The organism is Bradyrhizobium uaiense, from assembly GCF_010811875.1.
GTDB lineage: Bacteria > Pseudomonadota > Alphaproteobacteria > Rhizobiales > Xanthobacteraceae > Bradyrhizobium > Bradyrhizobium uaiense.
In genome coordinates this window covers 17,008-41,518 of sequence record NZ_VKHP01000026.1, presented here as the reverse complement: position 1 = coordinate 41,518, position 24,511 = coordinate 17,008, and the positions used below count along the sequence as shown (strand labels likewise).

Annotated in this window: 24 protein-coding genes; 18 read left to right on the top strand and 6 right to left on the bottom strand. The window is 65.0% G+C overall.

The genetic code is table 11. The features are described from left to right. Position 1: 1 nt before the first annotated feature. The 8 genes from FNJ47_RS09550 to dhaK are packed head-to-tail and all read left to right on the top strand — an operon-like array spanning position 2 to position 6,541. Complete coding sequence (locus FNJ47_RS09550) at positions 2–1,099, top strand: ABC transporter ATP-binding protein (RefSeq protein ID WP_163152826.1); 1,098 nt, start codon at positions 2–4, stop codon at positions 1,097–1,099. Continuing rightward, entirely contained in the window at positions 1,092–2,117 is a 1,026-nt protein-coding gene (locus tag FNJ47_RS09545; RefSeq protein ID WP_163152825.1) for an ABC transporter ATP-binding protein, read from the top strand. Before FNJ47_RS09550 ends, FNJ47_RS09545 begins: the two co-directional genes overlap by 8 nt. Before the next feature lie 21 nt (positions 2,118–2,138). Next, entirely contained in the window at positions 2,139–2,762 is a 624-nt protein-coding gene (dhaL, locus tag FNJ47_RS09540; protein WP_163152824.1) for a dihydroxyacetone kinase subunit DhaL, read from the top strand. Further along, positions 2,759–3,151 carry a dihydroxyacetone kinase phosphoryl donor subunit DhaM gene (gene dhaM, locus FNJ47_RS09535; RefSeq protein WP_163152823.1) on the top strand — a complete coding sequence of 131 codons (393 nt, stop codon included), beginning with the start codon at positions 2,759–2,761 and terminating at the stop codon, positions 3,149–3,151. Before dhaL ends, dhaM begins: the two co-directional genes overlap by 4 nt. Positions 3,152–3,182: 31 nt before the next feature. After that, entirely contained in the window at positions 3,183–3,485 is a 303-nt protein-coding gene (locus FNJ47_RS09530) for an HPr family phosphocarrier protein (RefSeq protein ID WP_229181712.1), read from the top strand. Position 3,486: 1 nt separating this feature from the next. Beyond that, the gene (ptsP, locus tag FNJ47_RS09525; protein WP_163152821.1) at positions 3,487–5,106 is read left to right on the top strand and encodes a phosphoenolpyruvate--protein phosphotransferase; all 1,620 of its coding nucleotides are present in this window, start codon (positions 3,487–3,489) and stop codon (positions 5,104–5,106) included. Further along, a complete protein-coding gene (locus FNJ47_RS09520; RefSeq protein WP_163152820.1) occupies positions 5,099–5,521 on the top strand; it encodes a hypothetical protein in 423 nt (140 codons plus the stop codon). The genes ptsP and FNJ47_RS09520 overlap by 8 nt, the downstream gene beginning before the upstream one ends. A gap of 36 nt (positions 5,522–5,557) precedes the next feature. After that, complete coding sequence (gene dhaK, locus FNJ47_RS09515) at positions 5,558–6,541, top strand: dihydroxyacetone kinase subunit DhaK (protein WP_163152819.1); 984 nt, start codon at positions 5,558–5,560, stop codon at positions 6,539–6,541. Between the two features lie 37 nt (positions 6,542–6,578). On the opposite strand, the gene FNJ47_RS09510 is transcribed toward dhaK, so the two are convergent. The 4 genes from FNJ47_RS09510 to FNJ47_RS09495 form a co-directional block, all read right to left on the bottom strand. After that, positions 6,579–7,025: a VanZ family protein gene (locus FNJ47_RS09510; protein ID WP_488226090.1), complete on the bottom strand. Its 447-nt coding sequence runs from the start codon at positions 7,023–7,025 to the stop codon at positions 6,579–6,581. A 202-nt stretch (positions 7,026–7,227) separates the two neighbouring features. Continuing rightward, a complete protein-coding gene (locus tag FNJ47_RS09505; RefSeq protein ID WP_163152818.1) occupies positions 7,228–8,010 on the bottom strand; it encodes a fumarylacetoacetate hydrolase family protein in 783 nt (260 codons plus the stop codon). Positions 8,011–8,015: 5 nt separating this feature from the next. Further along, positions 8,016–9,035 carry a 2-dehydropantoate 2-reductase gene (locus FNJ47_RS09500; protein ID WP_163152817.1) on the bottom strand — a complete coding sequence of 340 codons (1,020 nt, stop codon included), beginning with the start codon at positions 9,033–9,035 and terminating at the stop codon, positions 8,016–8,018. A gap of 86 nt (positions 9,036–9,121) precedes the next feature. Continuing rightward, positions 9,122–9,535, bottom strand: coding sequence for a CBS domain-containing protein (locus FNJ47_RS09495; RefSeq protein ID WP_163152839.1), 414 nt, complete (start codon positions 9,533–9,535; stop codon positions 9,122–9,124). Between the two features lie 227 nt (positions 9,536–9,762). Here FNJ47_RS09495 and FNJ47_RS09490 point away from each other — a divergent pair, with 227 nt between their 5' ends. The 5 genes from FNJ47_RS09490 (at position 9,763) to FNJ47_RS09470 (ending at position 16,058) form a co-directional block, all read left to right on the top strand. Continuing rightward, a complete protein-coding gene (locus tag FNJ47_RS09490; RefSeq protein ID WP_163152816.1) occupies positions 9,763–10,605 on the top strand; it encodes an IclR family transcriptional regulator in 843 nt (280 codons plus the stop codon). A gap of 191 nt (positions 10,606–10,796) precedes the next feature. Further along, positions 10,797–12,584 carry a glyoxylate carboligase gene (gcl, locus tag FNJ47_RS09485; RefSeq protein ID WP_163152815.1) on the top strand — a complete coding sequence of 596 codons (1,788 nt, stop codon included), beginning with the start codon at positions 10,797–10,799 and terminating at the stop codon, positions 12,582–12,584. Between the two features lie 38 nt (positions 12,585–12,622). Next, entirely contained in the window at positions 12,623–13,408 is a 786-nt protein-coding gene (hyi, locus tag FNJ47_RS09480; RefSeq protein WP_163152814.1) for a hydroxypyruvate isomerase, read from the top strand. Positions 13,409–13,432: 24 nt separating this feature from the next. Next, positions 13,433–14,320, top strand: a complete 888-nt coding sequence (locus tag FNJ47_RS09475) for a 2-hydroxy-3-oxopropionate reductase (RefSeq protein WP_163152813.1) — start codon at positions 13,433–13,435, stop codon at positions 14,318–14,320. Between the two features lie 145 nt (positions 14,321–14,465). Further along, positions 14,466–16,058, top strand: a complete 1,593-nt coding sequence (locus FNJ47_RS09470; RefSeq protein WP_163152812.1) for a gamma-glutamyltransferase family protein — start codon at positions 14,466–14,468, stop codon at positions 16,056–16,058. Between the two features lie 52 nt (positions 16,059–16,110). On the opposite strand, the gene FNJ47_RS09465 is transcribed toward FNJ47_RS09470, so the two are convergent. Both FNJ47_RS09465 and FNJ47_RS09460 read right to left on the bottom strand, forming a co-directional pair. Further along, positions 16,111–16,848, bottom strand: coding sequence for a TetR family transcriptional regulator (locus FNJ47_RS09465; protein WP_163152811.1), 738 nt, complete (start codon positions 16,846–16,848; stop codon positions 16,111–16,113). A 142-nt stretch (positions 16,849–16,990) separates the two neighbouring features. Continuing rightward, positions 16,991–18,211: an amidohydrolase family protein gene (locus tag FNJ47_RS09460; protein WP_163152810.1), complete on the bottom strand. Its 1,221-nt coding sequence runs from the start codon at positions 18,209–18,211 to the stop codon at positions 16,991–16,993. Positions 18,212–18,522: 311 nt separating this feature from the next. Here FNJ47_RS09460 and FNJ47_RS09455 point away from each other — a divergent pair, with 311 nt between their 5' ends. The 5 genes from FNJ47_RS09455 to FNJ47_RS09435 all read left to right on the top strand — a co-directional run bounded on the left by FNJ47_RS09455 (position 18,523) and on the right by FNJ47_RS09435 (position 24,506). Then, positions 18,523–19,725 carry an ABC transporter substrate-binding protein gene (locus FNJ47_RS09455; RefSeq protein ID WP_163152809.1) on the top strand — a complete coding sequence of 401 codons (1,203 nt, stop codon included), beginning with the start codon at positions 18,523–18,525 and terminating at the stop codon, positions 19,723–19,725. Between the two features lie 40 nt (positions 19,726–19,765). Next, positions 19,766–20,641, top strand: a complete 876-nt coding sequence (locus tag FNJ47_RS09450; protein ID WP_163152808.1) for a branched-chain amino acid ABC transporter permease — start codon at positions 19,766–19,768, stop codon at positions 20,639–20,641. Continuing rightward, positions 20,638–23,166, top strand: coding sequence for a branched-chain amino acid ABC transporter ATP-binding protein/permease (locus FNJ47_RS09445; protein WP_163152807.1), 2,529 nt, complete (start codon positions 20,638–20,640; stop codon positions 23,164–23,166). Before FNJ47_RS09450 ends, FNJ47_RS09445 begins: the two co-directional genes overlap by 4 nt. An 87-nt stretch (positions 23,167–23,253) precedes the next feature. Then, positions 23,254–24,123 carry an oxamate carbamoyltransferase subunit AllH family protein gene (locus FNJ47_RS09440; protein WP_163152806.1) on the top strand — a complete coding sequence of 290 codons (870 nt, stop codon included), beginning with the start codon at positions 23,254–23,256 and terminating at the stop codon, positions 24,121–24,123. A 194-nt stretch (positions 24,124–24,317) separates the two neighbouring features. Then, entirely contained in the window at positions 24,318–24,506 is a 189-nt protein-coding gene (locus FNJ47_RS09435) for a hypothetical protein (RefSeq protein WP_163152805.1), read from the top strand. Positions 24,507–24,511 lie beyond the last annotated feature (5 nt).

Sequence of the window (24,511 nt, the reverse complement as noted above, 5' to 3'; positions counted from 1 at the left end):
CATGGCACAGATCCGTATTGAAAACCTGCGCAAGTCGTTCGATCAGTTCACCGCGGTGGAAGGTTCGACCTTCACGATCGACGACGGGACGTTCTTTGCAATGCTCGGGCCCTCCGGCTGCGGCAAGACCACCACCTTGCGCATGATCGCCGGCCTCGAGCTGCCGACCGAAGGCAAGATCCTGCTCGATGGCGAGGACGTCACGTTCCACCGCGCTGCCGCGCGCGATATCGCTTTCGTCTTCCAGCTGTTCGCACTCTATCCGCATATGAATGTCGGGGAGAACATCGGCTTCCCCCTGAAGTGCCAGGGCATGGGCCGGCGTGAGATCCGCGAGCGGGTGCAGGAGACCGCGCGGATGTTGCGGATCGAGCATCTGCTGTCGCGCAAGACCTCGAAGCTCTCGGGCGGCGACCGGCAGCGCGTCGCGCTCGGGCGCGCCATGGTGCGGCGGCCGAAGGCGTTCCTGATGGACGAGCCGCTGGGCGCGCTCGACGCCGAATTCCGCCATCTGATGTGCGGCGAATTGCGCGACCTGCACGATCGCATCAAGGCGACCACGGTCTATGTCACGCATGACCAGCTCGAGGCGATGTCGATGGCCGACCAGATCGCCGTGATGAACAAGGGGCGCGTCGAGCAGATCGGCACGCCGCAGGAGGTCTACGACCGGCCCGCAAGCATGTTCGTCGCCGACTTCATCGGCTCGCCGCCGATGAACTTCCTGCGGTTCGAGGGTGGCCTGCGATCCGGCGATCGCACGGTCAGCTTCCACGACACCAGGCTTGCGGTGCCGGAGATCCGTGAGGATCGTGGCAACGCGCCGCTGGCGCTCGGCGTCCGTCCGGAGCATATCCGCTTCGCCGACGCCGGCGCCGTTCGCGGCGAGGTGTTCGGCGCGGAATATCTCGGCACCACCCAGATCGTCACCGTCGACACCGCCTATGGACGGGTCGCGGCGCGGTTGTCTTCAAGCGCATCGGTGCGGATCGGTGAAAACATCGGTCTCGAATTCAACGCCGAGCGGTTGGCGCTGTTCGACGTCGGCAGCGGGCTTGCGATCCGGACCGCTAATGGGGAGGGCCCGCGCCATGGCTGACGTCACCCTGCGTAACGTCACCAAGCGCTTTGGCGCGGTGGACGCGGTCCGCGACCTCTCGCTGACGGTAAGCGACGGCGAGTTCCTGGTGCTGCTCGGACCGAGCGGCGCCGGCAAGACCACGACACTGCGGCTGATCACCGGACTGGAGACCCCTGATGCGGGCTCTGTCATGATCGACGGGCGCGATGTGACGCACGATGCGCCCGGATCGCGCGATATCGCTTTCGTGTTCCAGCAGTACTCGCTGTATCCGCATCTGACGGTGTACGACAATCTGGCATTTCCGCTGCGCTCGCCGGCGCGGCGGGTGGCGGAGCCGATTATCCGCAAGCGCGTCGAGCAGACCGCCGAGCTGCTGCATATCGCGAGCAAGCTGAACAACCGCGCCACCCGGCTGTCCGGCGGTGAGATGCAGCGCGTGGCGATCGGCCGTGCCCTGGTCCGTGATCCCTCGATCTATCTGATGGACGAGCCGCTGTCCTCGCTCGACGCAAAGCTCCGTGCGGAGCTGCGGCTCGAACTCAAGCGGATCCAGATCGAACTCGGCGCGACGATCCTCTATGTCACCCACGATCAGGTCGAGGCGATGACGATGGCCTCGCGCATCGGCGTGATCAAGGACGGCCAGTTGCTTCAGCTCGGCACGCCGCGGGAGATCTACGAAAGCCCGTCCAGCAGCTACGTCGCCTCGCGGCTCGGGACGCCGCAGATCAATTTCCTGCCGGCACACCTGCTCTCGGATGTAGCAATGCCGTCGGGAACCGAGACGGTCGGCATTCGCACCGAGCACCTTCAGCTCGCCGCGCGCAATGGCGGGCAGATGGTCGGTCGTGTGCACCGGGTCGAGCACCTCGGCGAGCAGAATCATATTCATCTGGACTATAAGGGCGAGACGCTGGTGACGCTGGCCGATCCGCATCAGCCGTTGCAGGCCGGCCAGGAGGTCGACTTGCATCTGGTGCGTCCGTTGTGTTTCGACCGTGCGGGGCAGCGCATTGGCGCGGCGGTTCATTAGAGGGGCGAGAGGATCGAAGAGATGTCGGTGCCATCAGAGACATTCAAATCGTTGGTCAAGGCGGCCGCAGAGCAGGTCATCGCCAGCGCGCCGGAGCTGACGAGCCTCGACCAGGCGATCGGCGACGGTGACCACGGGACCAACATGAAGCGCGGTTGCGAAGCCGTGCTCGGCAAGCTCGATGCGATCTCGGCACAGCCGCTCGACGAAGCGTTCAAGATGATCGGCAAGACCCTGGTGATGACTGTCGGCGGTGCCTCCGGGCCGCTTTATGGCAGCTTCTTTCTCGCCGCGGGCGAGGCGCTCTCGCACGACAAGGACCTGCCCGACGATCTCGCGGACGTCTTCAGCAGTGCCGTGAACGCGGTGAGCGCGCGCGGCCGCTCGCAGGTTGGCGAGAAGACGATGCTGGATGTGCTTGTTCCCGTGCTGGAGACGTTGAAGACGGCGGCCGGCCAGCCGGATCTGATCGCGCGGGTGCGCAGCACGGCGACCGAAGCGGTCGAACGGACGGCACCGATGCAGGCCACCAAGGGGCGCGCATCGTTCCTCGGCGCGCGCAGCGTTGGACATGTCGATCCCGGCGCGCGGTCGAGCTGCGTGCTGGTGCATGCGGTGTGCGCGGGCTTGGAGGCACGCGCATGACCGAGACCGTAGGGATCGTGATCGTCTCGCATTCCAGCGACATCGCCAAGGGAACCGCCGACATGGTGCGGCAGATGGTCGGCACCGAGGTCAAGGTGGCCTTCTGCGGCGGTAATCCCGACGGAGGATTGGGCACCAGCGTGCCGCTGATCATCGACGCCATCAATGCCGCCTGGTCTCCCAAGGGGGTCGCGGTGCTGGTCGATCTCGGCGGCGCCGAGACCAACAGTGAAATGGCGGTCGAGATGCTGGAGCCTGCGCGGCGCGATCTCGTTGTCGTCTGCAACGCACCGATCGTCGAGGGGGCCGTGATGGCTGCAACCGAGGCGGCCGGCGGCAGCACGCTGGCGCAGGTCAAGGCCGTAGCCGAGGAACTCTCTGCCGACTGAGATGTCGGCGAAGTGATGATGGATGATGAGCATGCTTGATAAAGCGGACGGACAGATATTCACCGGCAGCGTACGACTGGTGCACGCGGTAGGCATGCACGCGCGTCCGGCGGTCAAGCTGACCAAGCTCGCCAAGAAATTCCAGGCCCAGATCTCGGTGCGGGTCGCGGGCGCGCCCGAGTGGATCAATGCCAAGAGCGTGGCCAAGATCATGGCGATGCGCGCCGCGCACGGCAGCACGATCGAGATCAAGGCGTCGGGCAGCGATGCCGAGGCGGCCGTTGCCGCGCTGGTCGATCTGGTCGCCAGCGATTTTCCGGATGGAGCAGGCTAGCATGCAGGGCGGCGCTGCAGGACTGGCTTACCGCGGCAGGACCGCCTCGATCGGCTTTGCCCATGGTCCGCTGGTCCGCGTCGATGCGGGCGCGGGTGGCGATCGGGTGGCCGGCACGCTGGTCGAGGAGGCGCTCGCGCTCCGCAAGGCGATCGATCTCGCAAGCGGGCAGATCGCCGATCTTGCCGCCAGCGCCGGCGGTGAAGCCGCGCAGATCCTCGAATTCCAGGTCGCATTGCTGGAGGATGAGGATCTGATCGAGGCGATCTTCGCGTCGATCGGCGAGGGGCGTCCGGCCGACGTCGCGTGGCGCGCGACGCTCGACGAGCAGATCGCGGCGTACAATTCGGCGGAGGATGAGTATCTGCAGGCCCGCTCGTCGGATCTTGCGGATCTGCGCGACCGCGTGATCCACATCCTGCGCGGCGACGCGGGCGAGCCGCTGAAGATCCCAACTGGCGGTGTCGTCTGTGCCGACGATCTGCCGCCGTCGCGTTTCCTGGAGATCGACTGGTCCGGCGGCGGCGGGCTGGCGCTGCTGCACGGCAGTCCGACCAGCCATGTCGCGATGCTGGCGCGTGCGCGCGGCATCCCGATGGTCGTGCAGCTCGGCGCCATTCCGGATGCCGGCGCCACGGCGCTGCTCGACGGCGAAGGCGCGACGCTGGAGCTCGATCCGAGCGCCGAGCAGGTGCGCATCTTCGAGAAGCGGCGCGAAAGCCATCGCAAGAGCAGGGCATCCGCGCGGGCGATCCTGCGGCGGCCGACGGCCTCGTGGCGCGGCGAGCACATCAAGCTCCTGATCAATATCCAGCGCGTCGACGACCTCGATCATGCGGATGCGCAATATGCCGACGGCATCGGCCTGATGCGAACGGAATTCCTGCTCAGCGGGCGGAGCGACCTGCCGGACGAGGAGACCCAGTTCCAGGCCTACGATTCGGTGTTGCGCTGGGCCGGCCAGCGGCCGGTCACGATCCGCACCTTCGATGCCGGCGGTGACAAGCCGGTGCCCGGCTTCACGCTGGATGGCGAGGCCAATCCGTTCCTCGGCGTGCGCGGTCTGCGGCTTTGCCTGGCCCGGCCGGAGATTTTTACCGTCCAGCTTCGCGCGCTGGCCCGCGCCGCGGTGCGCGGCAATCTCAAGGTCATGTTCCCGATGGTGACGTCGGCCGACGAGCTCGAGGCCGGGCGTAAGCTGTTCGCCGACGTCGTGCAGCGCTTGCAGGCGGACGGCATTGCCGCAATGCTTCCGGAGCTTGGAATCATGGTCGAAGTCCCGGCGGCGGCCCTCGCGATTGCGAGCTTCAAGGCCTCCTTCTTCTCGATCGGCTCGAACGATCTCGCGCAATATGTCCTGGCCTGCGATCGTTCCAATGGAGCTCTCGCCCCCCTGATGGACCCCCTGCATCCCGCAGTGCTCGAACTGATCGCGCGGACCGCGGAGCACGGCCGCCGCGCCGGCATCAGCGTCAGCCTATGCGGCGACATGGCCGGCGATCCGCGCTGTCTTCCGGCACTGCTGAACTCCGGGCTGCGCGAATTGTCGGTGAATGCCTCGGCGCTGGCGCAGATCAAGCAGACCATCGACCGGCTGAGCAGCGGAGGCGGTGTTGGCTGACACGGCGGCCGATGAAGCGCCCGAAGCCGGCGCGGTTGCGGTCTACAAGCGCATCTTCAAGGAAGTGCTGGAGAGCCGCCCGTCCGGCATGCGGCTGCGACTGGCCCACGCCATGGGCAAGAACCGCAGCTTCGTCAGCCAGATCAGCAACCCGGCCTATCCGGTACCGATCCCGGTGCAGCATCTCAACACGATCTTCGATGTCTGCCACTTCCCGCCGCAGGCGAAGAGCGCCTTCCTTCGCGCCTATGCCCGGGCGCATCCGCGTCGCGTCGGCCGGTTGAGCGAGGGATCGCATGAGCGGACGCTGACGCTGCATCTGCCGGATCTCGGCAGCGCCAAGCGCAATGCCGAGCTCGACACGCTACTCCAGGAGTTCACACGGCGCCTGATTGGTATCATGCGGGAAAAATAGGCGAAAACGCCGAACAGACGAAGCGGGGAGGACACCATGAAGAAGTTCATCAATGCGGTCGACAACGTGCTCAGCGAGAGCCTCGACGGCTTCGCGGCCGCGCATGCCGATCTGGTCGCGCTGGGCGCCGAGCGCAAATTCGTTCACCGCCGCGAGCTGAACCGCAACAAGGTCGCGCTGGTCTCGGGCGGCGGCAGCGGGCACGAGCCGCTGCATGCCGGATTCGTCGGCTACGGCATGCTGGACGCCGCTTGTCCCGGACAGGTCTTCACCTCGCCGACGCCGGACCAGATCGTCGAGGCCGCGCAGGCGGTCGCGGGCGATGCCGGCGTGCTGTTCATCGTCAAGAACTATGCCGGCGACCGCATGAACTTCGAGATGGCGGCGGAGATCACCGAAGGCCGCACCGCCACCATCGTGACCGATGACGACGTCGCGGTCGAGAAATCCACCTACAGCATCGGGCGCCGCGGCGTTGCCGGCACCTTGATCGTCGAGAAGATCGTCGGTGCGGCCGCCGAGAAGGGCGCCGATCTCAAAACCTGCGTCGCACTCGGCGAACTCGTCAACGCGCGGACGCGTTCGATGGGCGTGGCGCTGACCAGCTGCACGGTGCCTGCCGCGGGCACGCCGACCTTCGCACTCGGCGAGGACGAAATGGAGATGGGCGTCGGCATCCACGGCGAACCAGGCCGCCGCCGCGTCAAGCTCGAAGCCGCCGACGCCATCGCATCGGAAATGACGACCGCCATCGCGGAGGATCTCGCTGCGCCCGTCGGCTCCGAGGCCCTGTTGCTGGTCAACGGCTTCGGCGGCACGCCGACGATCGAGCTCTATCTGATGTACAATGCCGCGCGCCGTATGCTCGAGCAGCGCGGCCTCCGCATCGCCCGCTCGCTGGTCGGCAGCTACGTCACCTCGCTCGATATGGCCGGCTGCTCGCTCACCGTGAGCCTGCTCGATGCCGAGACGGCCGCATTGTGGGACGCCCCGGTGCGCACGGCGGCGTTGAAATGGTGATCGCTGCCGCGAGCGCGAGGCAAGGCGGCGCAGGTCGTCACGAGTTACCTTGATCGGTACGCCCGGACATCGCCGAAAACGCACGCCGCAAGGCAACTGCGGCAAAAACGCCTGCACTAGCGCCGATGCCTTTGACGAACATGTCCTTCACGTATCCATGCCTGCCGGCGAGCAGCCTTTGAAGCAGTTCGAAGCCGACGACCACGGCTAGAAGTGTAAGCAGGATCGGCAGAACGTGCTTTGGATATGCGAGCGAAAACACGGCACCGACAACGAACAGCGCCGCAAAACGATCGATGTTCGGCGATATCAACGTGTGGGGACGGAATGCCAGCGATGTATCGGTGACGATGAAGAGGCCGAGGATCAAAGTCCAAGCCAAATAACGGAATATGGTTTGTGTCATCCTTGCCGGCACCAATCGCGAGCAATCTACACGACGTCTGGAAATGCTCAATGGGCCGCGTTGCGGTGCGCGATACACGCACTATTCCCTGTGCGCCGGGGGCAGAACGGGCAATCGCGTGCGTTTCGGCTAACTCAGGGGTACGCGTTGATGCTCAATCCGATCGGGAATGTCGGTTGAGTCGTTGAATTCGCAAGACTATTTGCGGGCGGCCGGCGCGGGCCATGTCTCCGCCATGCTGACGATTCCGATCATTGGCCGAACTATGCGCGAACTCCGTCTACTGACGAAATTCGTTGGTCAGCTCGCCGATTCCATCGATCGCGACGGTGACCGTATTGACGGGCTGTTTCATCACCCCGACGCCGATGGATGTCCCGCAGCAGATGAGGTCGCCCGGCAACAGCGTCATGTCGTGTGAAATCTTGCTGACCAGCACCTGTGCACTGAAGATCATGTCGGCAATCGGGTAGTTCTGGCGCTCCTCGCCGTTGAGGATGGTGCGCACCACGAGGCTTGCGGGATCGAGGCCCGAGGCGATGACGGGACCGAAGGGGCCATATCCGTCAAAACCCTTGGCCCGCGCCCATTGCGGGAAGGTCGGATCGCGATTGAGAATGTCCGCGGCGGTGACGTCGTTGGTGCAGGTATAACCGAAGATGAAGGCGTCGGCCTGTTCGGGCGCGACGGCGGTGCAGCTCTTGCCGATGACGATGCCGAGCTCGCCTTCGTAGGTCGTCTTGCCGTCGTAGCCTTGGGGGCGCTTGATGACGGCGCCGGGCGCGGTCACGCTGGTCGGCGCTTTCAAGAGGTACAACGGTTCGGCCGGCTCAGGCGATTTCAGCTTGGCCGCAAGTGCGTGAAAATTATTCCAGAGCGCGATGATCTTGCTCGGTTGGGTAGGGGTGAGCAATTCGACAGCGTCGAGCGCCAGCGTTTCTCCGGTCGGTCGTGCGTCGCCGAACATCTCTCCTGCGTACACGGAGATGCCGGATGGGGTGAGTTGCCCGAAGCCGATTTCGGCACGGTGGCGGAAGCGGACCCAGCGCGTCACATTGGCCATCGGGATCACGCCACCGCAAGCGATTGTGCTTCGGCGGCACCGGCCGACCCGTCATAGAGGCCTGCCAGTCTGGTGCGCTGCGCGACCAGCGCCAGCACCGCGTCGAGGGCGGGCGTCGCAATTCCGGCCATCCGACCCATCTCCTGCACCACGGTGATCAGCGGATCGATCTCGACGGGGCGTCCACGTTCGAGATCCTGCAGCATCGAGGTCTTGTGCGCGCCGACCTTGCGTGCGCCCTCGATGCGGCGTTCGACGTCGACCCGAAACTTGACGCCAAAGCTTTCCGCGATCGCCTGGGCCTCCAGCATGATCGCCCTCGACAGCGCGCGCGTGCCGGGATTGCTGCAGATCACGTCGAGGGTCGCGTGGGTGAGGGCGCTGATCGGGTTGAAGCAGACATTGCCCCACAGCTTGAGCCAGATCTCGTCGCGGATGCGTTCGTGGACCGGCGCCTTCATGCCCGCCGCTGCGAACAGGGCGGAAAGGCGCTCGACATCAGGCGTGATCTCGCCGGAGGGCTCGCCGAGCGGGAAGCTGTTACCGTAGACGTGGCGGATGACGCCGGGCGCCTCGATTTCGGTGGCGGGATAGACCACGCAGCCGATGGCGCGCGCAGGATCGAGCTCGCTCCACTGCCGCCCGCCGGGATCGATGCTCTCGAGCGCCGATCCTTCGTGCCGCCCGCCATGCTTGTAGAAATACCAGTAGGGAATGCCGTTGACGGCGGGGACGGTGCGGGTCCGCTCACCCAGCAGCGGCCGCATCGGCTCGATGACGCCGGTGATCGAATGCGCCTTGAGGCAGATGATGACGAAATCCTGCTCGCCGAGTTCGGCGGGGTTATCGGTGCAGCGGGGACGTACCACGCGCTCCTCGTCGCCGATCAGGAGCTTCAGGCCGTTCTGCCGCATCGCGGCGAGGTGCGCGCCCCGCGCGACCAGGCTGACGTCGGCGCCTGCTCGCATCAATTCGACACCGAGATAGCCGCCGATAGCACCGGCGCCGTAGATGCAGATTTTCATGAAATCCTCTCGAGCAGAGTTGGGGGCACAGTGCGAGCCGCAGCGGCTTGCACTGGACTGCGCGGCAATGGCTTTGGGAAAATCCGTCAGGCCGCGCAGGCGGCGTCCTCCAACGCAAAGCCGATGTCCCGCATGCTCACGACGCCGACGAGCCGGCCGTTGTCGATGACGGGGATGTGCCGGATGTCGTGACGAACCATCAGACGCTCGACATCGGTGAGCGTGTCCTGCGAATTGCAGGACACCAGCGGCCGCGGCGAAATGAACTGCCCGACCTTCGCAGCAAGACCACCGGTGCCGCGCTCGGCGATGACAGCGACGACATCGCGCTCGCTAAACATTCCGACCACGGCGGCGTCGACGCTGCGCGAGACGTTCCTGACCACGAGTGCGCCGACATTGCTCGCGTACATCAGGTTCGCTGCAATGCTCACGGTTTCGCTCGAGCCGATCGTCACGACGTGCGCACTGTTGGTGCGAAGGATGTCCCCGACATACATGGCATGTCCTCCCGGTTGGGTTGTTAAAAGCCAATCGTGGTATACATTATCCCAGAAGTCAAATGAAAGAATCGAAACATTTTGCAAGAGAAGTGGCAAAAATGCTGACCCATTCACGAGCAGCGCCGCCTTGACTCTAGAGGCTTTTGGCATGCCATATGCCAACCTGACGCTCGCCTCCGGCGAGCGATTTCGTTCCGAACCACAACCGGTTAGGTCAGGTCGTGATGAAAAGAGAGCCGATCCGCCGCAAGCCGTCCGATCCCGATTCTCGCGCCCAGCCGGATCAGGACTCGCGAGACGGCGGCGTTCAATCTGTCGATCGCGCGCTGCAAATCCTGGAAGCGCTTGCCGAGGATGACGAAGGCTATCGGCTGACAGATCTTGCGATCCGCATCGGCCTGCCGCCGTCGACGGCTCATCGGTTGCTGACGACGCTGGAGAACCGCAGGTTCGTGCAGTTCGACCGCGAGGAGTCCAAATGGCACATCGGCGCGCAAAGCTTCGTGGTCGGTTCGACCTTCATGCGCCGGCGCAATTTTTCCGCGCGGGCGTTGCCGTATCTGCGCAAGCTGCGCGACCAGACCAGGGAAACGGCCAATCTGGCGGTGGTCGATGACGATTCCATCATCGTCGTATCCCGCATCGAAAGCCGGGAGATCATGCGTTCGCTGACCAAGGTCGGCGGACGCGTCGCGTTGATCGCCTCGGGCGTGGGGAAGGCGGTGCTGGCCGCGTATTCCGATGACGACATCAATGCGATTATCCGCCGTCGCGGCATGCCGCGCCTGACGGAGAAGTCGATCATTCGGCCGGGCGAGTTGTTCAGGGAATTGGAGACCGTGCGACGCCAAGGCTATGCGGTGGACGATGAAGAGGCGCGGCTCGGCCTGCGCTGCGTGGCGGCGGTCGTCTTCAACGATTGCAGCGAGCCGTTCGCCGCGGTGTCGGTATCGGGGATGGCGGATCGTCTGACGGATGGTCGCTTGCCGGAGATCGGCGCCATCGTGCACCAGATCGCAGCCGAGCTTTCGGCAGAGCTTCGCGGCAGCAGCCGCACGCAACCGTAGCAGGCGCAACGCCTGCTGCTGTTCTCGTCGTTGCCGGTTTCCACGCTTTCGTGGGCACTAATCACTTGGAGACACGCAAGAAATCGCCAGCGCTGCCACAGCGCGGAAAATCTGATCGATTGCGTTGAGATCGATGATCGCGGGCCTGATGATCCCAGTCAGGCCAACTCATAGCCAAGCGGGATCATCAGATGAAGATGCGAGCGATAGATGCGGCAGTGCGCATACTGGAACGCGAGGGGATCACTTGCGCTTTTGGCGTTCCCGGCGCCGCGATCAATCCGCTTTACTCCGCACTGAAACGCAACGGCTCGATCCGGCATGTTCTGGCGCGGCACGTCGAAGGTGCCTCGCACATGGCGGAAGGCTATACCAGGGCGAAAGCCGGCAATATCGGCGTTTGCATCGGCACATCGGGCCCCGCTGGAACCGATATGATCACCGGCCTCTACTCGGCAATTGCGGATTCGATTCCGATCCTCTGCATCACCGGTCAGGCGCCGCGGGCGCGGCTCTACAAGGAAGATTTCCAGGCGGTCGACATCGAGGCGATCGCCAAACCGGTAACGAAATGGGCGGTCACCGTGCGCGAGCCGGCGCTGGTGCCGCGCGTGTTCAGCCAGGCTTTTCACATCATGCGGTCGGGGCGGCCGGGACCGGTGCTGATCGATCTTCCGCTCGACGTGCAACTGGCCGAGATCGAGTTCGACGACGAGACCTATTCGCCGCTGCCGGTCTACAAGCCGACGGCGACCCGCAAGCAGGTCGAGAAGGCGCTCGAGATGCTCAATGCCGCCGAACGGCCGCTGATCGTGGCCGGCGGCGGCGTGATCAACGCCGATGCATCCGAGCTCCTGGTCGCCTTCGCCGAAGTGGTCAACGTTCCGGTCGTCCCGACGCTGATGGCGTGGGGCGCCATTCCCGATGATCACGCGCTGATGGCCGGCATGGTCGGCTTGCAGACCAGCCACCGTTACGCCAACGCCACGATGCTCGAATCCGATTTCGTGCTGGGCATCGGCAACCGCTGGGCCAACCGGCATACCGGTTCGATCGAGACCTACACCAAGGGCCGCAAATTCGTCCATGTCGACATCGAGCCGACGCAGATCGGGCGGGTTTTCAATCCGGACCTCGGTATCGTGTCGGATGCGAAGGCCGCGCTGGAGCTGTTCGTAAGCGTGGCAAAGGAGTGGCGGAAATCGGGGAAGCTGCGTGATCGGCAGGCGTGGCCTGCCGCCTGTCGCGACCGCAAGCGTTCGATGCTGCGCAAGAGCCACTTCGACAACATCCCGATCAAGCCGCAGCGCGTCTACGAGGAAATGAACAAGGCGTTCAACCGCGACACCTGCTACGTGACCGTGATCGGATTGTCGCAGATCGCGGGTGCTCAGTTCCTCAACGTCTATCGCCCGCGCAACTGGATCAACGCCGGGCAGGCCGGTCCGCTCGGCTGGACCCTGCCGGCTGCGCTCGGCGTGCGCGCCGCCGATCCCGACCGCGAGATCGTCGCGCTGTCGGGTGACTACGACTTCCAGTTCCTGATCGAGGAGCTTGCGGTCGGGGCGCAGTTCAATCTGCCCTACATCCACGTCGTCGTGAACAACTCATATCTCGGGCTGATCCGGCAAGCGCAGCGCGGCTTCGATATGGATTATCACGTCCAGCTCTCGTTCGAGAACATCAACGCACCCGAGATCGGTGGTTATGGCGTCGACCACGTGACCGTCGCAGAGGGGCTCGGATGCAAGGCGATCCGTGTGACGGATCCGAACGACGCACAAGCCGCGTTCGCGACCGCGCGCGAGCTGATGGCCAAGCATCGGGTGCCCGTAGTGGTGGAGTTCATTCTCGAACGGGTCACCAACATCGCGATGGGAACGGAGATCGACAACATCGTCGAATTCGAGGAGGTGCTCGATCTTCCGCTTGATGATGTCCCGAGTGCGCAACGATCCGGCACGCTGCTGCCGGCCTGACGACATCACCCAGCGCTGCCCGAAGCGGAGATACGACCGTGCCTCAATTTGCCGCCAACCTCACCATGCTTTTCAACGAGCTGCCGTTCCTCGATCGGTTCGCGGCTGCCAAGGCCGCCGGCTTCAACGCGGTCGAGTATCTGTTTCCCTATGACTTCGAGAAGAGCGAGTTGCGGGAGGAGTTGGCGCGCTGCGGGCTGACCCAGGTGCTGCACAACCTTCCCGCCGGCAATTGGGCCGCCGGCGAGCGGGGCATTGCGATCCTGCGCAATCGGGTCGATGAATTCCGCGACGGGGTGGTGCGCGCGATCGACTATGCGAAGGCGCTGGATTGCCGGCAGCTGAACTGCCTCGTCGGCATCGCGCCCGCCGGCGCGGATGCGGCGGAATTGCGCGAGGTACTGGTGCCCAATCTGCGCTTTGCCGCCGGCGCGCTGGCCCAGCATGGCATCAAGCTCCTGATCGAACCGATCAACACGCTCGACATTCCCGGCTTCTTCCTGAGCGGGACGGAACAGGCGGTGCAGCTGATTTCCGACGTGGGCTCACCCAATCTGTTCATCCAGTACGACATCTATCACATGCAGATCATGGAAGGCGACCTGGCGCGGACCCTGCAAAAGCATCTCGGCCGGATCGCGCATATCCAGCTCGCCGACAATCCGGGCCGTTATGAGCCTGGGACCGGCGAGATCAACTATCCCTATCTGTTCAAGCATCTCGACAGCATCGGATATCGCGGCTGGATCGGATGCGAATACAAGCCGCGGACGACTACGCTCGAGAGCCTCGCATGGCACGCCGCGCAGACTTTCGAGACTTGATCAAGCTGACAGGAGCATCGTCACATGAAAGACATCGGATTCATCGGGCTCGGCACCATGGGACGTCCGATGGCCGGCCATCTCCTGGCTGCCGGCTATCGCCTGTTCCTGCACGACGTTGCGCCACTTCCGCCGGAGCTGATTGCAGCCGGTGCCATCGCTTGCGAGTCCGGCCGGCAGGTCGCGCAGGAAGCGGACGCGGTCATCATCATGGTGCCGGATACGCCGCATGTGGAAGCCGTGCTGTTCGGTAAGAACGGCGTCGCGGAGGGGGTCTCCAAAGGCATGATCGTGGCGGATATGAGCTCGATCTCGCCGCTGGCAACGAAGGAGTTTGCACGGAAGATCGACGCGCTCGGGGCCGACTATCTCGATGCGCCGGTTTCCGGCGGCGAGGTTGGCGCAAAGGCGGCCAGCCTGACCATCATGGTCGGCGGGCGGGAGCGGGCGTTCAACGCGATGAAGCCGCTGTTTGAAACGATGGGCAAGAATGTCACGCATGTCGGCGGCAACGGCGACGGCCAGACCACCAAGGTTGCGAACCAGATCATCGTGGCGCTGACCATCGAGGCGGTGAGCGAGGCCTTGCTGTTCGCCTCGAAGGCGGGCGCCAATCCGGCGCTGGTGCGGCAGGCGTTGATGGGCGGCTTTGCGTCGTCCCGGATCCTCGAAGTGCACGGCGATCGCATGCTGAAGCGCAATTTCGATCCGGGCTTTCGCATCGAGCTGCATCAGAAGGACCTCAACCTGGCGCTGGAGGGCGCGCGGGCACTCGGGCTGTCGCTGCCTGGCACCGCCGCAGCCCAGCAGCTGTTCAATTCCTGTACCGCCCTCGGTGGCAAAGCCTGGGACCATTCGGCAATTCTGAGAGCGCTGGAAGTGATGGCTGGCCACGAGGTCGCTTCTGCCTGAGATTCATGCAACATTCGTGATGCCGGACTTCGGCCGGCCTTGGCGACGATATCGAGGCCCGGCGCCCAAATCCCCAAGAGGGATCGCTGGCTCCTTGACACGGTAAGTAAAAATATTATTACATACCGGGCTTGGAGAAGAGCTGATGTTGCAGACAAAACGAAGCTATGGCGGCATGGTGACCGCGCCGCACCACCTCGCGGCGCAGGCTGGACTCGGCGTGTTGTCGGAAGGTGGCAATGCCATTGAGGCCATGATCGCCGCGGCAGCGACGATCGCCGTGGTCTATCCCCATATGAACGGCCTCGGTGGCGACAGCTTCTGGCTCGTCGGCCGCGCCGGTTCGATGCCGGTCGGGATTCAGGCTTGCGGGCGCTCAGCGATGGCCGCCGACCGCGCCTGGTATCGCGAACGTGGCTGCAGCAGCATTCCAGGCCGCGGCCCGCTGGCGGCGCTCACCGTCGCCGGCACCGTCGACGGTTGGCAGAAGGCCTATGAACTCAGCCGCGATCGTCATGGCGGTCGGTTGCCGCTGGCGCGGCTGCTCGAGCCTGCAATCGGGCATGCCGAGGAAGGCGTCGCCGTCACCGGCACGTTGCATGAGAACATCGGCAAGAAGCGGCATGAACTCGAGAACGTGCCCGGCTATGCCGAGGTCTATCTGCCGCAAGGCAGCCCGCTCGCGGTCGGCGCGCGGTTCCGGCAGCCGCGTGTCGCCGAGACGTTGCGGCGACTGGCCAGGGCCGGCCTGGCTGACTTCTATCGCGGCGAACTGGCGCGCTCGATGGCGGCCGACCTCGAGCGGGTCGGGAGCCCGCTACGGCTGGCTGATCTGGAGCGGCATCAGGCATCGCTGGTGACGCCGCTCTCGGTCGAGGTGTCCGGACACAAGATCTTCAACATGCCGCCGCCGACGCAGGGGCTGGCCTCGCTCTTGATCCTTGCGCTCTATGCCCGGCGCATGGCTGATGCGGCCGATGGTGTCGATCATCTGCACAGGCTCGTCGAGTGCACGAAAGCTGCGTTCCGCATTCGTAACGGCTACGTCACCGATCCGGACTACATGAAGCGTCCGGCCGCCGAGTTCCTGTCTGAGGAGTCGCTGGCCGCGCTTCACGAGAGAGTATCAAACTGCCGAGCCGCGCCGTGGCCAGATCCGTCCAAGCAGGGCGACACGGTGTGGCTCGCTGCGACCGATCGCAGCGGGCTCAGCGTCAGCTTCATTCAAAGCGTCTACTGGGAGTTCGGCTCGGGCGTCATCCTCCCCGAGAGCGGAGTCACCTGGCAAAATCGCGGGACCAGCTTCAGCCTCGGCGAGACCGATACCAACAGGTTGGATCCGGGACGCCTGCCGTTCCACACGATCCAACCGGCGATGGCCGAGCTCAGCGACGGGCGGCTGATCTCCTATGGCACCATGGGCGGAGAGGGGCAGCCGCAGACCCAGGCCACCATCTTCAGCCGTTACGCAATGCACGGCCAGGAGCTGCAGTCCGCGATCACGGCGCCCCGCTGGCTGCTCGGTCGCACCTGGGGCGAGGAAAATAACAACCTGAAGATCGAATCCCGTTTCGATCCCGCGATCATCGATCGGCTACGCGCACTCGGCCACGACATTCAGGTGGCCGGCCCGTTCGAGGAATTCATGGGACACGCCGGCGCGATCGTCTGGCATCCGGACGGCCTGATGGAAGGGGCCAGCGATCCTCGCAGCGACGGCGTCGTTGCGACCCGCTGAGGGGCATTGCCAGCGCATGAGCCGCACGAAACCGTTTCGTGCGGCGCGCCCGCTAGCGGGATGGCTTGCCGAGGCGCGCGGTCGTCTTCGATCCCGCAGGCTTGTGCTTGCCTTCCCCGACGGTCGCCGTCAGCCAGGTCAGGATCATGTCCTGCGCATGCTCGCGGCGTAGCGAAAGCCAGTCCGATGCGCCGAGGTCCTTGTCGAACATCGCAGACAGCGTGTAGCGATTGGAGACGTGAAAATAGCTCATCGCAGTGATCGAGACATACAGCTGGATCGGATCGACATCAGTGCGAAACAGGCCCGCTGCCACGCCGCGCCGCAGAATGCTTTCGATGCTTGCAACCAGCGGCAAGGTGAGATCGGCGATTTTGCGCGACTTGCGCATGTTGCGCCCGCGTTGAAGGTTCTCGGTGTTGATCAGGGCGATGTAGTTCTGGTGCTGCCCGAAAAACGTGAAGGTGAAATCAATCAGCTCGCTCATCGCGGCGATCGGCTCGAGATCGTCCAGCTTCAGCTGCTGTTCGGCCGCGCGAATTTCGGTGTAGACGTCCTCGAGGACCGCGATATAGAGCCCGTTCTTGTCGCCGAAATAGGCGTATAGCAGGCGCATGTTGGCCTTGGCGCGCTGCGCGATGGCCTCCACGCGTGCGCCGCCGAGGCCATTGTGGCAGAACTCGAAGGTCGCCGCGCGCAGGATCGCCTCCTTGGTGAGCGCGGAGTCGCGAGGCCGCTTTCCGCGTGCGGCGCTGCGGGTGGAGCTGGTCTGTGCTGTCGTCTCTGTCACGGCGTCAACCTTGCGTGGGCTCGGGCATTCACGCAAGGCATATCCGCATCAGGCCACATGGCGCAGCGGACCGGTTCCCGGCGCAAGCAGCTGGGATTGAGATCGGCATTGCGACTGTTCGTCAAGGGCGATTCCTCCATGTTCACTGCTTCTGGGCGCTGGCCCCAATCATCACGCCGCCCTGTGCGACGAGCCGGCCGGCCTTGTAGACATCGCGGGGCTTGGGGCGGGCAACCACAGCTTCCTGGACATGCCGGGCATCCAGCACGACGAAATCCGCCGCACCTCCGACGGTGAGGCCGTAATCCCTGAGGCCGAGCGCACGCGCCGCGTTGGTCGTCACCATGTCAAAGGCCGCGACCAGTTGATCGTCCGTGTTGAACCCGGAGCGGTATCCGACCATCATTGCACGTTCGAGCAGGTCACCGTCGCCGTAGGGCCACCAGGAATCGCGGATGTTGTCATTGCCGGAGAACACGGTGACACCGGCATCGCGGAGCAGCAACACCGGCGGAAACAGGCGCGCGCCCGGGGCGTTGGTGAGAATGGCAACGCCGGCCTCGGCAAGCTGCTGCGCGGTACGTCGAACCACGTCAACAGCCACTTCGCCGAGCGCGTAGGCATGACTGATCGTGACCTTGCCGCCAAGGCCCGACGCTTTGGTCCGTCGCGCGATTTCCTCGATCTCCGCGATGCCCTGCAGGCCACCGTCGTGCAGGTGAATGTCGATGCCGACACCATGCCGCTCGGCGATGCCAAAGATGGCGTCAAGATGGCCGGCGACGTCACCGTCATGGCCTGCGGGGTCAAGTCCGCCGACCAGATCGGCGCCGGCGCGAACGGCTTCCTCAAGCAAGCTGGCGGTTCCGGGCGATGTCAGGATGCCGCTCTGCGGAAACGCCACGATCTGGATTGAAACCTTCTCCCGGTGCGCCTCCCGCGCGGCGGCGATCGGTTCGAAATGCCGCAGGCCGACCTCGGCGTCGACATCGACATGGCTGCGCATGTGAGACGTGCCTTGCGAGACGCAAAGGTCGATCAGGGCCGCCGCGCGAACTGCGATCGGCCTGGCGCCGGCGAGGGCTTCCTTCTCGAACTTGACGCGCTCGCGCACGCTGAAGCCGGCGGTGCAGGGCCGGTGCGGCTTCCAGTCGTCGCCGATGAAGCATTTGTCCAGATGGATATGACCTTCGACCATGCCCGGGAGCACCAGACGTCGGCCAAGGTCGCGGGTTGCGCCGACTGTGCCGTAACTTTGCGGGGACGACGCGATCGCCACGATCTTGCCGCCGCCGACGGCGATGTCGACAAGTTGGCCATCGGCCAGCCGCGCGTTTTGAAAGAGGGTGTCGATGGCGGTCAATCAAGATCTCCAGGTTCTTACGTCGGGACGGCGCGTGATCGCGCCGTAGCGATAGCGGTCGTGAGAGCGGAGACCGCGGGCCGGATTCGGCGCTTGCGCGCATGTTGCATCGCCGAGAACGCCACGTGGATTGGCTCGTTCCGGTTCCGCCCCAATCTCCCGCTGCATCGCAATCTCCACGCGGCGCGCGATCGGCCGCTTGACATTCGTCAATTTGTGAAGAAAGTTTTTACTTCCGTCAAGGCCACGGAGACAGCGGCAAGCGGACCAGAGACGGCTGGGGAGCCGTCGGAGCGGGAGGAATTGCAGAAATGAACTATGCTTGTACCCCCATTACCGGGTTGCGCCGCCGCGTTGTCTTGCAGGGCGCGCTCGCAATTCTCATCGGCTCTCTGCCGTTTGCGGAGCGCGCGCTGGCCGCCGAACCGATCAAGATCGGCTTGGTCACGGCGCTGTCCGGGCAATCGGCGCGCGCCGGCGAAGCGCTGACGCGCGGCGCCACGATCGCGATCGAGGACATCAACGCGAAAGGGGGCGTGCTCGGCCGTCCGCTCGAGCTGGTGCGCCGTGACGATGAAAGCAATCCCGCGAAGGGGCTGACCGCCGCGCGCGAGCTGATCCAGCGCGAGAAGGTCGCAGTGTTGCTTGGTGGTCTCGATACGCCGGTCCAGCTTGCGATCGTGCCGTTCGTCAATAATGTCAAGATGCCGTTCGTGGTGCCGTGGGCCGCCGGAACCAACATCACGCAGAACGGCGCCGCGTCCAACTACGTGTTCCGCGTCTCGGCAATGGACGACGAGGTCGACAAGGCGATCGTCGCGTTCGCCGGCAAGACCTTCGCAGCCAAGAAGCCGGGTCTCATCCTGGTCAACAATCCCTGGGGCGAATCGAACGAGCACGGCCTGCGCGCCGCGCTGAAAGCGGCCGGTATCGAGCCGGCGGGTGTCGAGAAGTTCGAGGCGAACGATGTCGACGTCGTCGCGCAATTGTCCCGGCTCAAGCAGGCCGGCGCCGATTCGCTGTTCCTGGTCGGCAATGTCGGTCCATCTTCGCAGGTCGTGAAATCGCTCGACCGGATGGGCTGGTCGCCGCCGATCGTGTCGCATTGGGGGCCGGCCGGTGGCCGCTTCACCGAGCTCGCCGGGCCGAGCGCCGAGAGCGTGGTCTTCGTCCAGACCTACAGCTTTTTCGGCAACCTCTCGCCGGTCGGCAGGCGCGTGCTCGCCGAGCTGCAGGCGAAGTATCCCGATATCAAGGGGCCCGCAGACGTAACCCCCGCGGTCGGCTTCGCCAACGCCTATGACAGCGTCATGGTGATCGCCGGCGCGATCCAGAAGGCCGGCAGCACCGATCCGACCGCCATTCGCGACGGCTTCTACGGAATCGACCGGCTGGAAGGCCTGATCAAGACCTATGAAAAGCCGTTCGCCCAGAACAAGCACGATGCGCTGACGGCCCAGGACTACATCTGGGCCCACTTCGAAGACAACCACATTCTGCCGTTCAAGAACTGACGGCAACGGTGGTCCAGCAAGCAGATCGGGGTGATCATCGATGTCGTTTCTTTCGGCGATAATAACCGGAATGGCGCTGGGGAGCATGTATGGTCTGCTCGCGCTGGGCTTTCACGTCACTTATGCCGTGTCCGGCACGGTCAACTTCTCACAGGGCAGCTCGATGACCCTGGGGGCCGTTGCCGGATACTTCTTCCTCGTCGTGTGGGGCTGGCCGGGCGCGATCGGCATCCCCGCGGTGTTGCTGGTCTGCGCTGTCTACGGCGTTCTGATCGAACGCTTCGCGGTTCGTCCGTTCGTGCTGCGCGGGTCGGACAGCTGGCTGATGGCGACCGTTGCGGTCGGCATCATGGTCGACAACCTGATGCTGTTCGTGTTCGGCAAGGAGCCACGCAGCTTCCCGTCGATGCTCGCGGCCAAGCCGATCCAGATCGTCGAGGGGGCAGGGGTCTATCCCCTGCAGCTCCTGATTCCCGTGGTCGGCCTCCTGCTTGCGCTGGCGCTGCATCTGATCACCCGCCGCACGCGGCATGGCGTCGCGATGCTTGCGGTGGTGCAGAATCCCAATGCCGCACGGCTGATGGGTATCAATGTCAGCGGCGCCATTGCCGCGAGCTACGCGGTGTCGGCCATGCTGGCGGGCGTCGCGGCGCTGCTGATCGCGCCGCTGTTCAACGTCTCGTCCGAGATGGGCACGCTGTTCGGCATCAAGGCGTTCGCCGCCGCCATCATCGGCGGTCTCGGCAGCGCCTGGGGCGTCATGCTGGCCGGGCTGTGTCTTGGCCTGATCGAGGTGTTCGCGACCAACTATCTCGGCTCGGTTTACACCCAGATCATCACGTTCGCATCCGTCATCGTCATCCTCGTCGTCATGCCGCACGGGCTGCTCGGCCGAGCCGGAGTTAAGAAGGTATGACCTCTCGCGCTTCCCTTCTCGTCGCGGTCGCGGCGTTCGCGATTGCCGCCGGCTACGCCGCGGTCGCAGACAGCTATTCGGTGTTCCTGATCGCGACGATCGCGCTGACGGCGATCGGCTGCATCGGCCTCAACGTCCTGCTCGGCCTCGCGGGCCAGATCTCGCTCGGGCATATCGGCTTCATGGCGATCGGCGCGTACACCACCGTGCTGCTGATGGAGAAGGCCGGCTGGCCCTACCTTGCCGCGACGGCGGGGGCCATCGTGCTGGTCAGCATCGTCGGCGGCCTGCTCGCGATGCCGGCACTGCGCGTGCGCGGGCCGTATCTGGCCATGGTGACGATTGCCTTCGGCTTCATCGTCGAGCACGTCACCATCGAGTGGCGTGATCTCACCGGCGGCGGCAACGGCCTGATGCTGAGCGCGCCGCCGAGCGTGTTCGGCTATGCGCTGTCCGAGCGTTCGCTGGCGATCGCGGGCATCGTGCTGGTGTTTGCCGGCCTCATCCTGTTCGAGCGGCTGAAGCGCAGCGGGTGGGGGTATGCCATGCGTGCCGCGCGCGATACCGAGGTCGCGACGCGCTCGCTCGGCATCGATCTGGTGCATGTCCGCGCCGTCGCCTTCGTGATCTCGGCGGCCGCGATGGCGCTCGCCGGCGCGCTGTTCGCGCCGCTGCAGGGCTATATCAGCCCGAGCTCGTTTCCGTTCCTGCAATCGGTGCTGCTCTTGTTCGCGGTGATGGTCGGCGGTGCCGGCTCTGCGCTCGGCCCGGTGATCGGCGCCGCGCTGGTGGTGCTGCTGCCGGAAGTGCTGTCGGACCTCGCCGAGTATCGCCTGCTGGCCTTCGGCGCGTTGCTGTTCGTCGTGCTGCGCGCCGCGCCTTCCGGCATCGTTGGCCTCGCGGAGCAGCTCGCCGCAAAGTTCCTGCCGGCGCGCAAGCCGGTGGCCGAGCCCGCGGCGGCGAATGTCGATGCGGCGCTGCTCGAGACGCACAATGCGGCCGGGCTCGACGTGACGGATCTCTCGATTTCGTTCGGCGGCGTGCGCGCCGTCCAGGGCGTATCGTTCCAGGCGGCGCCCGGCGCCGTCACCAGCATCATCGGTCCCAACGGCGCCGGCAAGACCAGCGCGCTCAATCTGCTCTGCGGCTTCTACCGGCCGCAGGCGGGGTCGGTGAAGCTTGGCAATCGCGATGTCACCGGCATGACTTCGCATCTGCTGGCTCGGGTCGGCGTGGCGCGCACGTTCCAGACCACGCAATTGTTCGGCTCGCTCACGATCCTCGAAAACATCCTGCTGGCCGAGCGGGCCGGCCGTCTCGGCGGCCTTGTCTCCGCGCTGCGCAATGCGGGGACCGAGGGTTTTGCCCGGTTCCTGCTGCGCTTTGCCGGCGTCGACGGCGATGTCGATCGGCTTGCGGATTCGCTGTCCCATGGCGAGAAGCGGCTGGTCGAGATCGCGCGCGCGCTCGCGCTGCGGCCCCGCATCCTGTTGCTCGACGAGCCGGCGGCGGGCCTCTCGAAGGGCGACAAGCAGCGCCTGACCGCGCTGTTGCGCCGGATCGCCGACCTCGGGATTGCCGTCATCATCGTCGAGCACGACATGCCGATGATCATGTCGCTCAGCGATCTCATCGTCGTGCTCGACGGCGGCAAGCGCATCGCGATCGGCGATGCAGCGGCGATCCGCAACGATCCGCTGGTCCGCAAGGCCTATCTTGGCGACGCCGCGCCGGGTGAGAAGAGCCGCGCACCGCGGCCGGCACGGCAGGGCACCGCACTCGAGGTCAAGGCGCTCGATTCGTTCTATGGCCTGTCGCGCGCCCTGAACGGTATCGATCTCGTTGTCGCTCCCGGCGAGGCGGTTGCCGTGCTCGGCGCGAACGGCGCCGGCAAGACCACCCTGATGCGGTCGATCGCCGGTCTCGAACCGCCGCGATCCACGGGCGAAGTCCGGCTCGCCGAGACGCGCATCGACAAGATGCCCGCACATATCCGCGCCTGTTCGGGTGTCGTGCTGGTGCCGGAAGGTCGGCAGGTGTTTCCGGAACTGACGGTGAAGCAGAACCTCCAGCTCGGCGCCTATGCGCGCAAGGGTATCGACCTCGATACCGAGATCGAGGCGATGTTTGTGCGCTTCCCGCGGCTGAAGGAGCGCATCGATCAGCGCGCCGGCCTGCTGTCCGGAGGCGAGCAGCAGATGCTCGCGGTGGCGCGCGGGCTTTTGACCGGGCCGAAGGTATTCATGCTGGACGAGCCGTCGCTCGGGTTGGCGCCGCTCGTCGTCGACGAACTGTTTGCGTCCTTCGAGCGGCTGCGGATCGAGGGCATGACCATCATCGTGGTCGATCAGATGGCGGGCCATGCGCTCGCTCTCGCGGACCGGGCCTATCTCCTGGAGACCGGTGCGATCCTGAAGAGCGGCGCCGCCGATATCATCGCCGAGGACCCGCTGCTGGAGGCGGCTTATCTGGGCGGCGAGGCCCAGGCCGGTGCACCGCAGCGGTTCGCGGCTCAGGCGCGCTGAAGGAGGTGAGGGCAGATGCTTGTCGGAGACCGCGAAGCTGAGGGGAGGACGCAGGTTTGCGCGGGCGCGCCCGGCGAGCGGCGTCGCATGCCCGCAACGACGGTCTGTGACTGTGTGGAAGTAGGCCTCCTTGCCGACAGGGCGCTTCGCGACCGCGCCGCGGGCCAGGTCGTCGCCGTGTTCGAGCGTTCGTTCTACACCGTCATCGACGGGATCTGGATCTGCATTGGACAGACCGGCATCGGATCGGGGCCGTTGCAGGTGCTCGGCGACTTCCGATGGCCGGGCCTTGTGGTCGGCGATCCCGTGCGGGTCGCGGACAGCGTTCTGTGGATCGCAGGGACGCCGCTCGCAAATCTGGCCGCGCGGTCCGTCTGGGCGCCGCGCGCTGCGCCGCATTGGTCGATCAGCAGCCTCCGACGCGGCCTTGATGCCGTCGACGAGATGTGGGGTGATGATCTGACTTCCGAAGGCCTGGCCGTTGTCGGGGCCGGACCTGTTCCGAGCGATGCCTCTGCGCTGGTTCGGGCTGCCATGCCCGGTCTCGCTGCGCTGGAATGCGTCCTGGCAGGAGGGGATGACCATGCGGTTCAAGACTCCGGGCTTGGCAGCTTGATCGGTCTCGGGCCGGGGCTTACGCCGTCCGGCGACGATCTGATCGGCGGTGCGCTGATTGCGCTGGCTACGCTGGGGCGCACCGAACGTCGCGATGCGTTGTGGGACCGTTGCCGCACGCTGCTCGACGGCACCAACGACATCAGCCGAATTCATCTGCGCGCGGCGGCACTTGGCTACGGCGCGGCAGCACTGCACGCCGCGATCCATGCGACGATGAGCGGGGAGGTCGCCGGAGTTCGCCGCGCCTTCACCGCGCTCGCCGCGATCGGCCACACGTCCGGCCGGGATGCATTTGCAGGCAGTCTGATCGTCCTGCGCCACGCCCTTCGCGAGCGATGACGATCGAATTTCAAGTTCTCCCAAACTGCTCCGAACCAAGTTCGGAGCACTTTTTTTAAGGCGGGATCGCTCTCGACCGATCCGCTCCGCGACCGGGCACAGAGTTTTGCATTTCACGAGAATCCGGTCTTGACGAAGTAAGTATTTTCTTATTATCTCGACATAACGAAAACGAACTTGTTAGGGCGGAAACGATGACGGATCAGGATGGGCCGCAGTATCAGCAGTTGCTGGCGCGCAAGGTCGAAGTCGTGAATGTCGGGCTTGAGGGGTTCGTGAAGGACCTCCGCGATTGCGGTATCGACGTCGTTCACGTCGACTGGAAGCCATCGGCGGGCGGAGATCCGCAGATGGCGGCGCTGCTCGCGAAGCTCGGCGTGTGAGGGCA

What these genes read in the sequence shown, in the direction of transcription:
- FNJ47_RS09550 (WP_163152826.1), top strand. Translation starts at nt 2, where the DNA reads ATGGCACAGATCCGTATTGAAAACCTGCGCAAGTCGTTCGATCAGTTC.
- FNJ47_RS09545 (WP_163152825.1), top strand. Translation starts at nt 1,092, where the DNA reads ATGGCTGACGTCACCCTGCGTAACGTCACCAAGCGCTTTGGCGCGGTG.
- dhaL (WP_163152824.1), top strand. Translation starts at nt 2,139, where the DNA reads ATGTCGGTGCCATCAGAGACATTCAAATCGTTGGTCAAGGCGGCCGCA.
- dhaM (WP_163152823.1), top strand. Translation starts at nt 2,759, where the DNA reads ATGACCGAGACCGTAGGGATCGTGATCGTCTCGCATTCCAGCGACATC.
- FNJ47_RS09530 (WP_229181712.1), top strand. Translation starts at nt 3,183, where the DNA reads ATGCTTGATAAAGCGGACGGACAGATATTCACCGGCAGCGTACGACTG.
- ptsP (WP_163152821.1), top strand. Translation starts at nt 3,487, where the DNA reads ATGCAGGGCGGCGCTGCAGGACTGGCTTACCGCGGCAGGACCGCCTCG.
- dhaK (WP_163152819.1), top strand. Translation starts at nt 5,558, where the DNA reads ATGAAGAAGTTCATCAATGCGGTCGACAACGTGCTCAGCGAGAGCCTC.
- FNJ47_RS09505 (WP_163152818.1), bottom strand. Translation starts at nt 8,010, where the DNA reads ATGGCCAATGTGACGCGCTGGGTCCGCTTCCGCCACCGTGCCGAAATC.
- FNJ47_RS09500 (WP_163152817.1), bottom strand. Translation starts at nt 9,035, where the DNA reads ATGAAAATCTGCATCTACGGCGCCGGTGCTATCGGCGGCTATCTCGGT.
- FNJ47_RS09495 (WP_163152839.1), bottom strand. Translation starts at nt 9,535, where the DNA reads ATGTATGTCGGGGACATCCTTCGCACCAACAGTGCGCACGTCGTGACG.
- FNJ47_RS09490 (WP_163152816.1), top strand. Translation starts at nt 9,763, where the DNA reads ATGAAAAGAGAGCCGATCCGCCGCAAGCCGTCCGATCCCGATTCTCGC.
- gcl (WP_163152815.1), top strand. Translation starts at nt 10,797, where the DNA reads ATGAAGATGCGAGCGATAGATGCGGCAGTGCGCATACTGGAACGCGAG.
- FNJ47_RS09475 (WP_163152813.1), top strand. Translation starts at nt 13,433, where the DNA reads ATGAAAGACATCGGATTCATCGGGCTCGGCACCATGGGACGTCCGATG.
- FNJ47_RS09470 (WP_163152812.1), top strand. Translation starts at nt 14,466, where the DNA reads ATGTTGCAGACAAAACGAAGCTATGGCGGCATGGTGACCGCGCCGCAC.
- FNJ47_RS09455 (WP_163152809.1), top strand. Translation starts at nt 18,523, where the DNA reads ATGAACTATGCTTGTACCCCCATTACCGGGTTGCGCCGCCGCGTTGTC.
- FNJ47_RS09450 (WP_163152808.1), top strand. Translation starts at nt 19,766, where the DNA reads ATGTCGTTTCTTTCGGCGATAATAACCGGAATGGCGCTGGGGAGCATG.
- FNJ47_RS09445 (WP_163152807.1), top strand. Translation starts at nt 20,638, where the DNA reads ATGACCTCTCGCGCTTCCCTTCTCGTCGCGGTCGCGGCGTTCGCGATT.
- FNJ47_RS09440 (WP_163152806.1), top strand. Translation starts at nt 23,254, where the DNA reads ATGCCCGCAACGACGGTCTGTGACTGTGTGGAAGTAGGCCTCCTTGCC.
- FNJ47_RS09435 (WP_163152805.1), top strand. Translation starts at nt 24,318, where the DNA reads ATGACGGATCAGGATGGGCCGCAGTATCAGCAGTTGCTGGCGCGCAAG.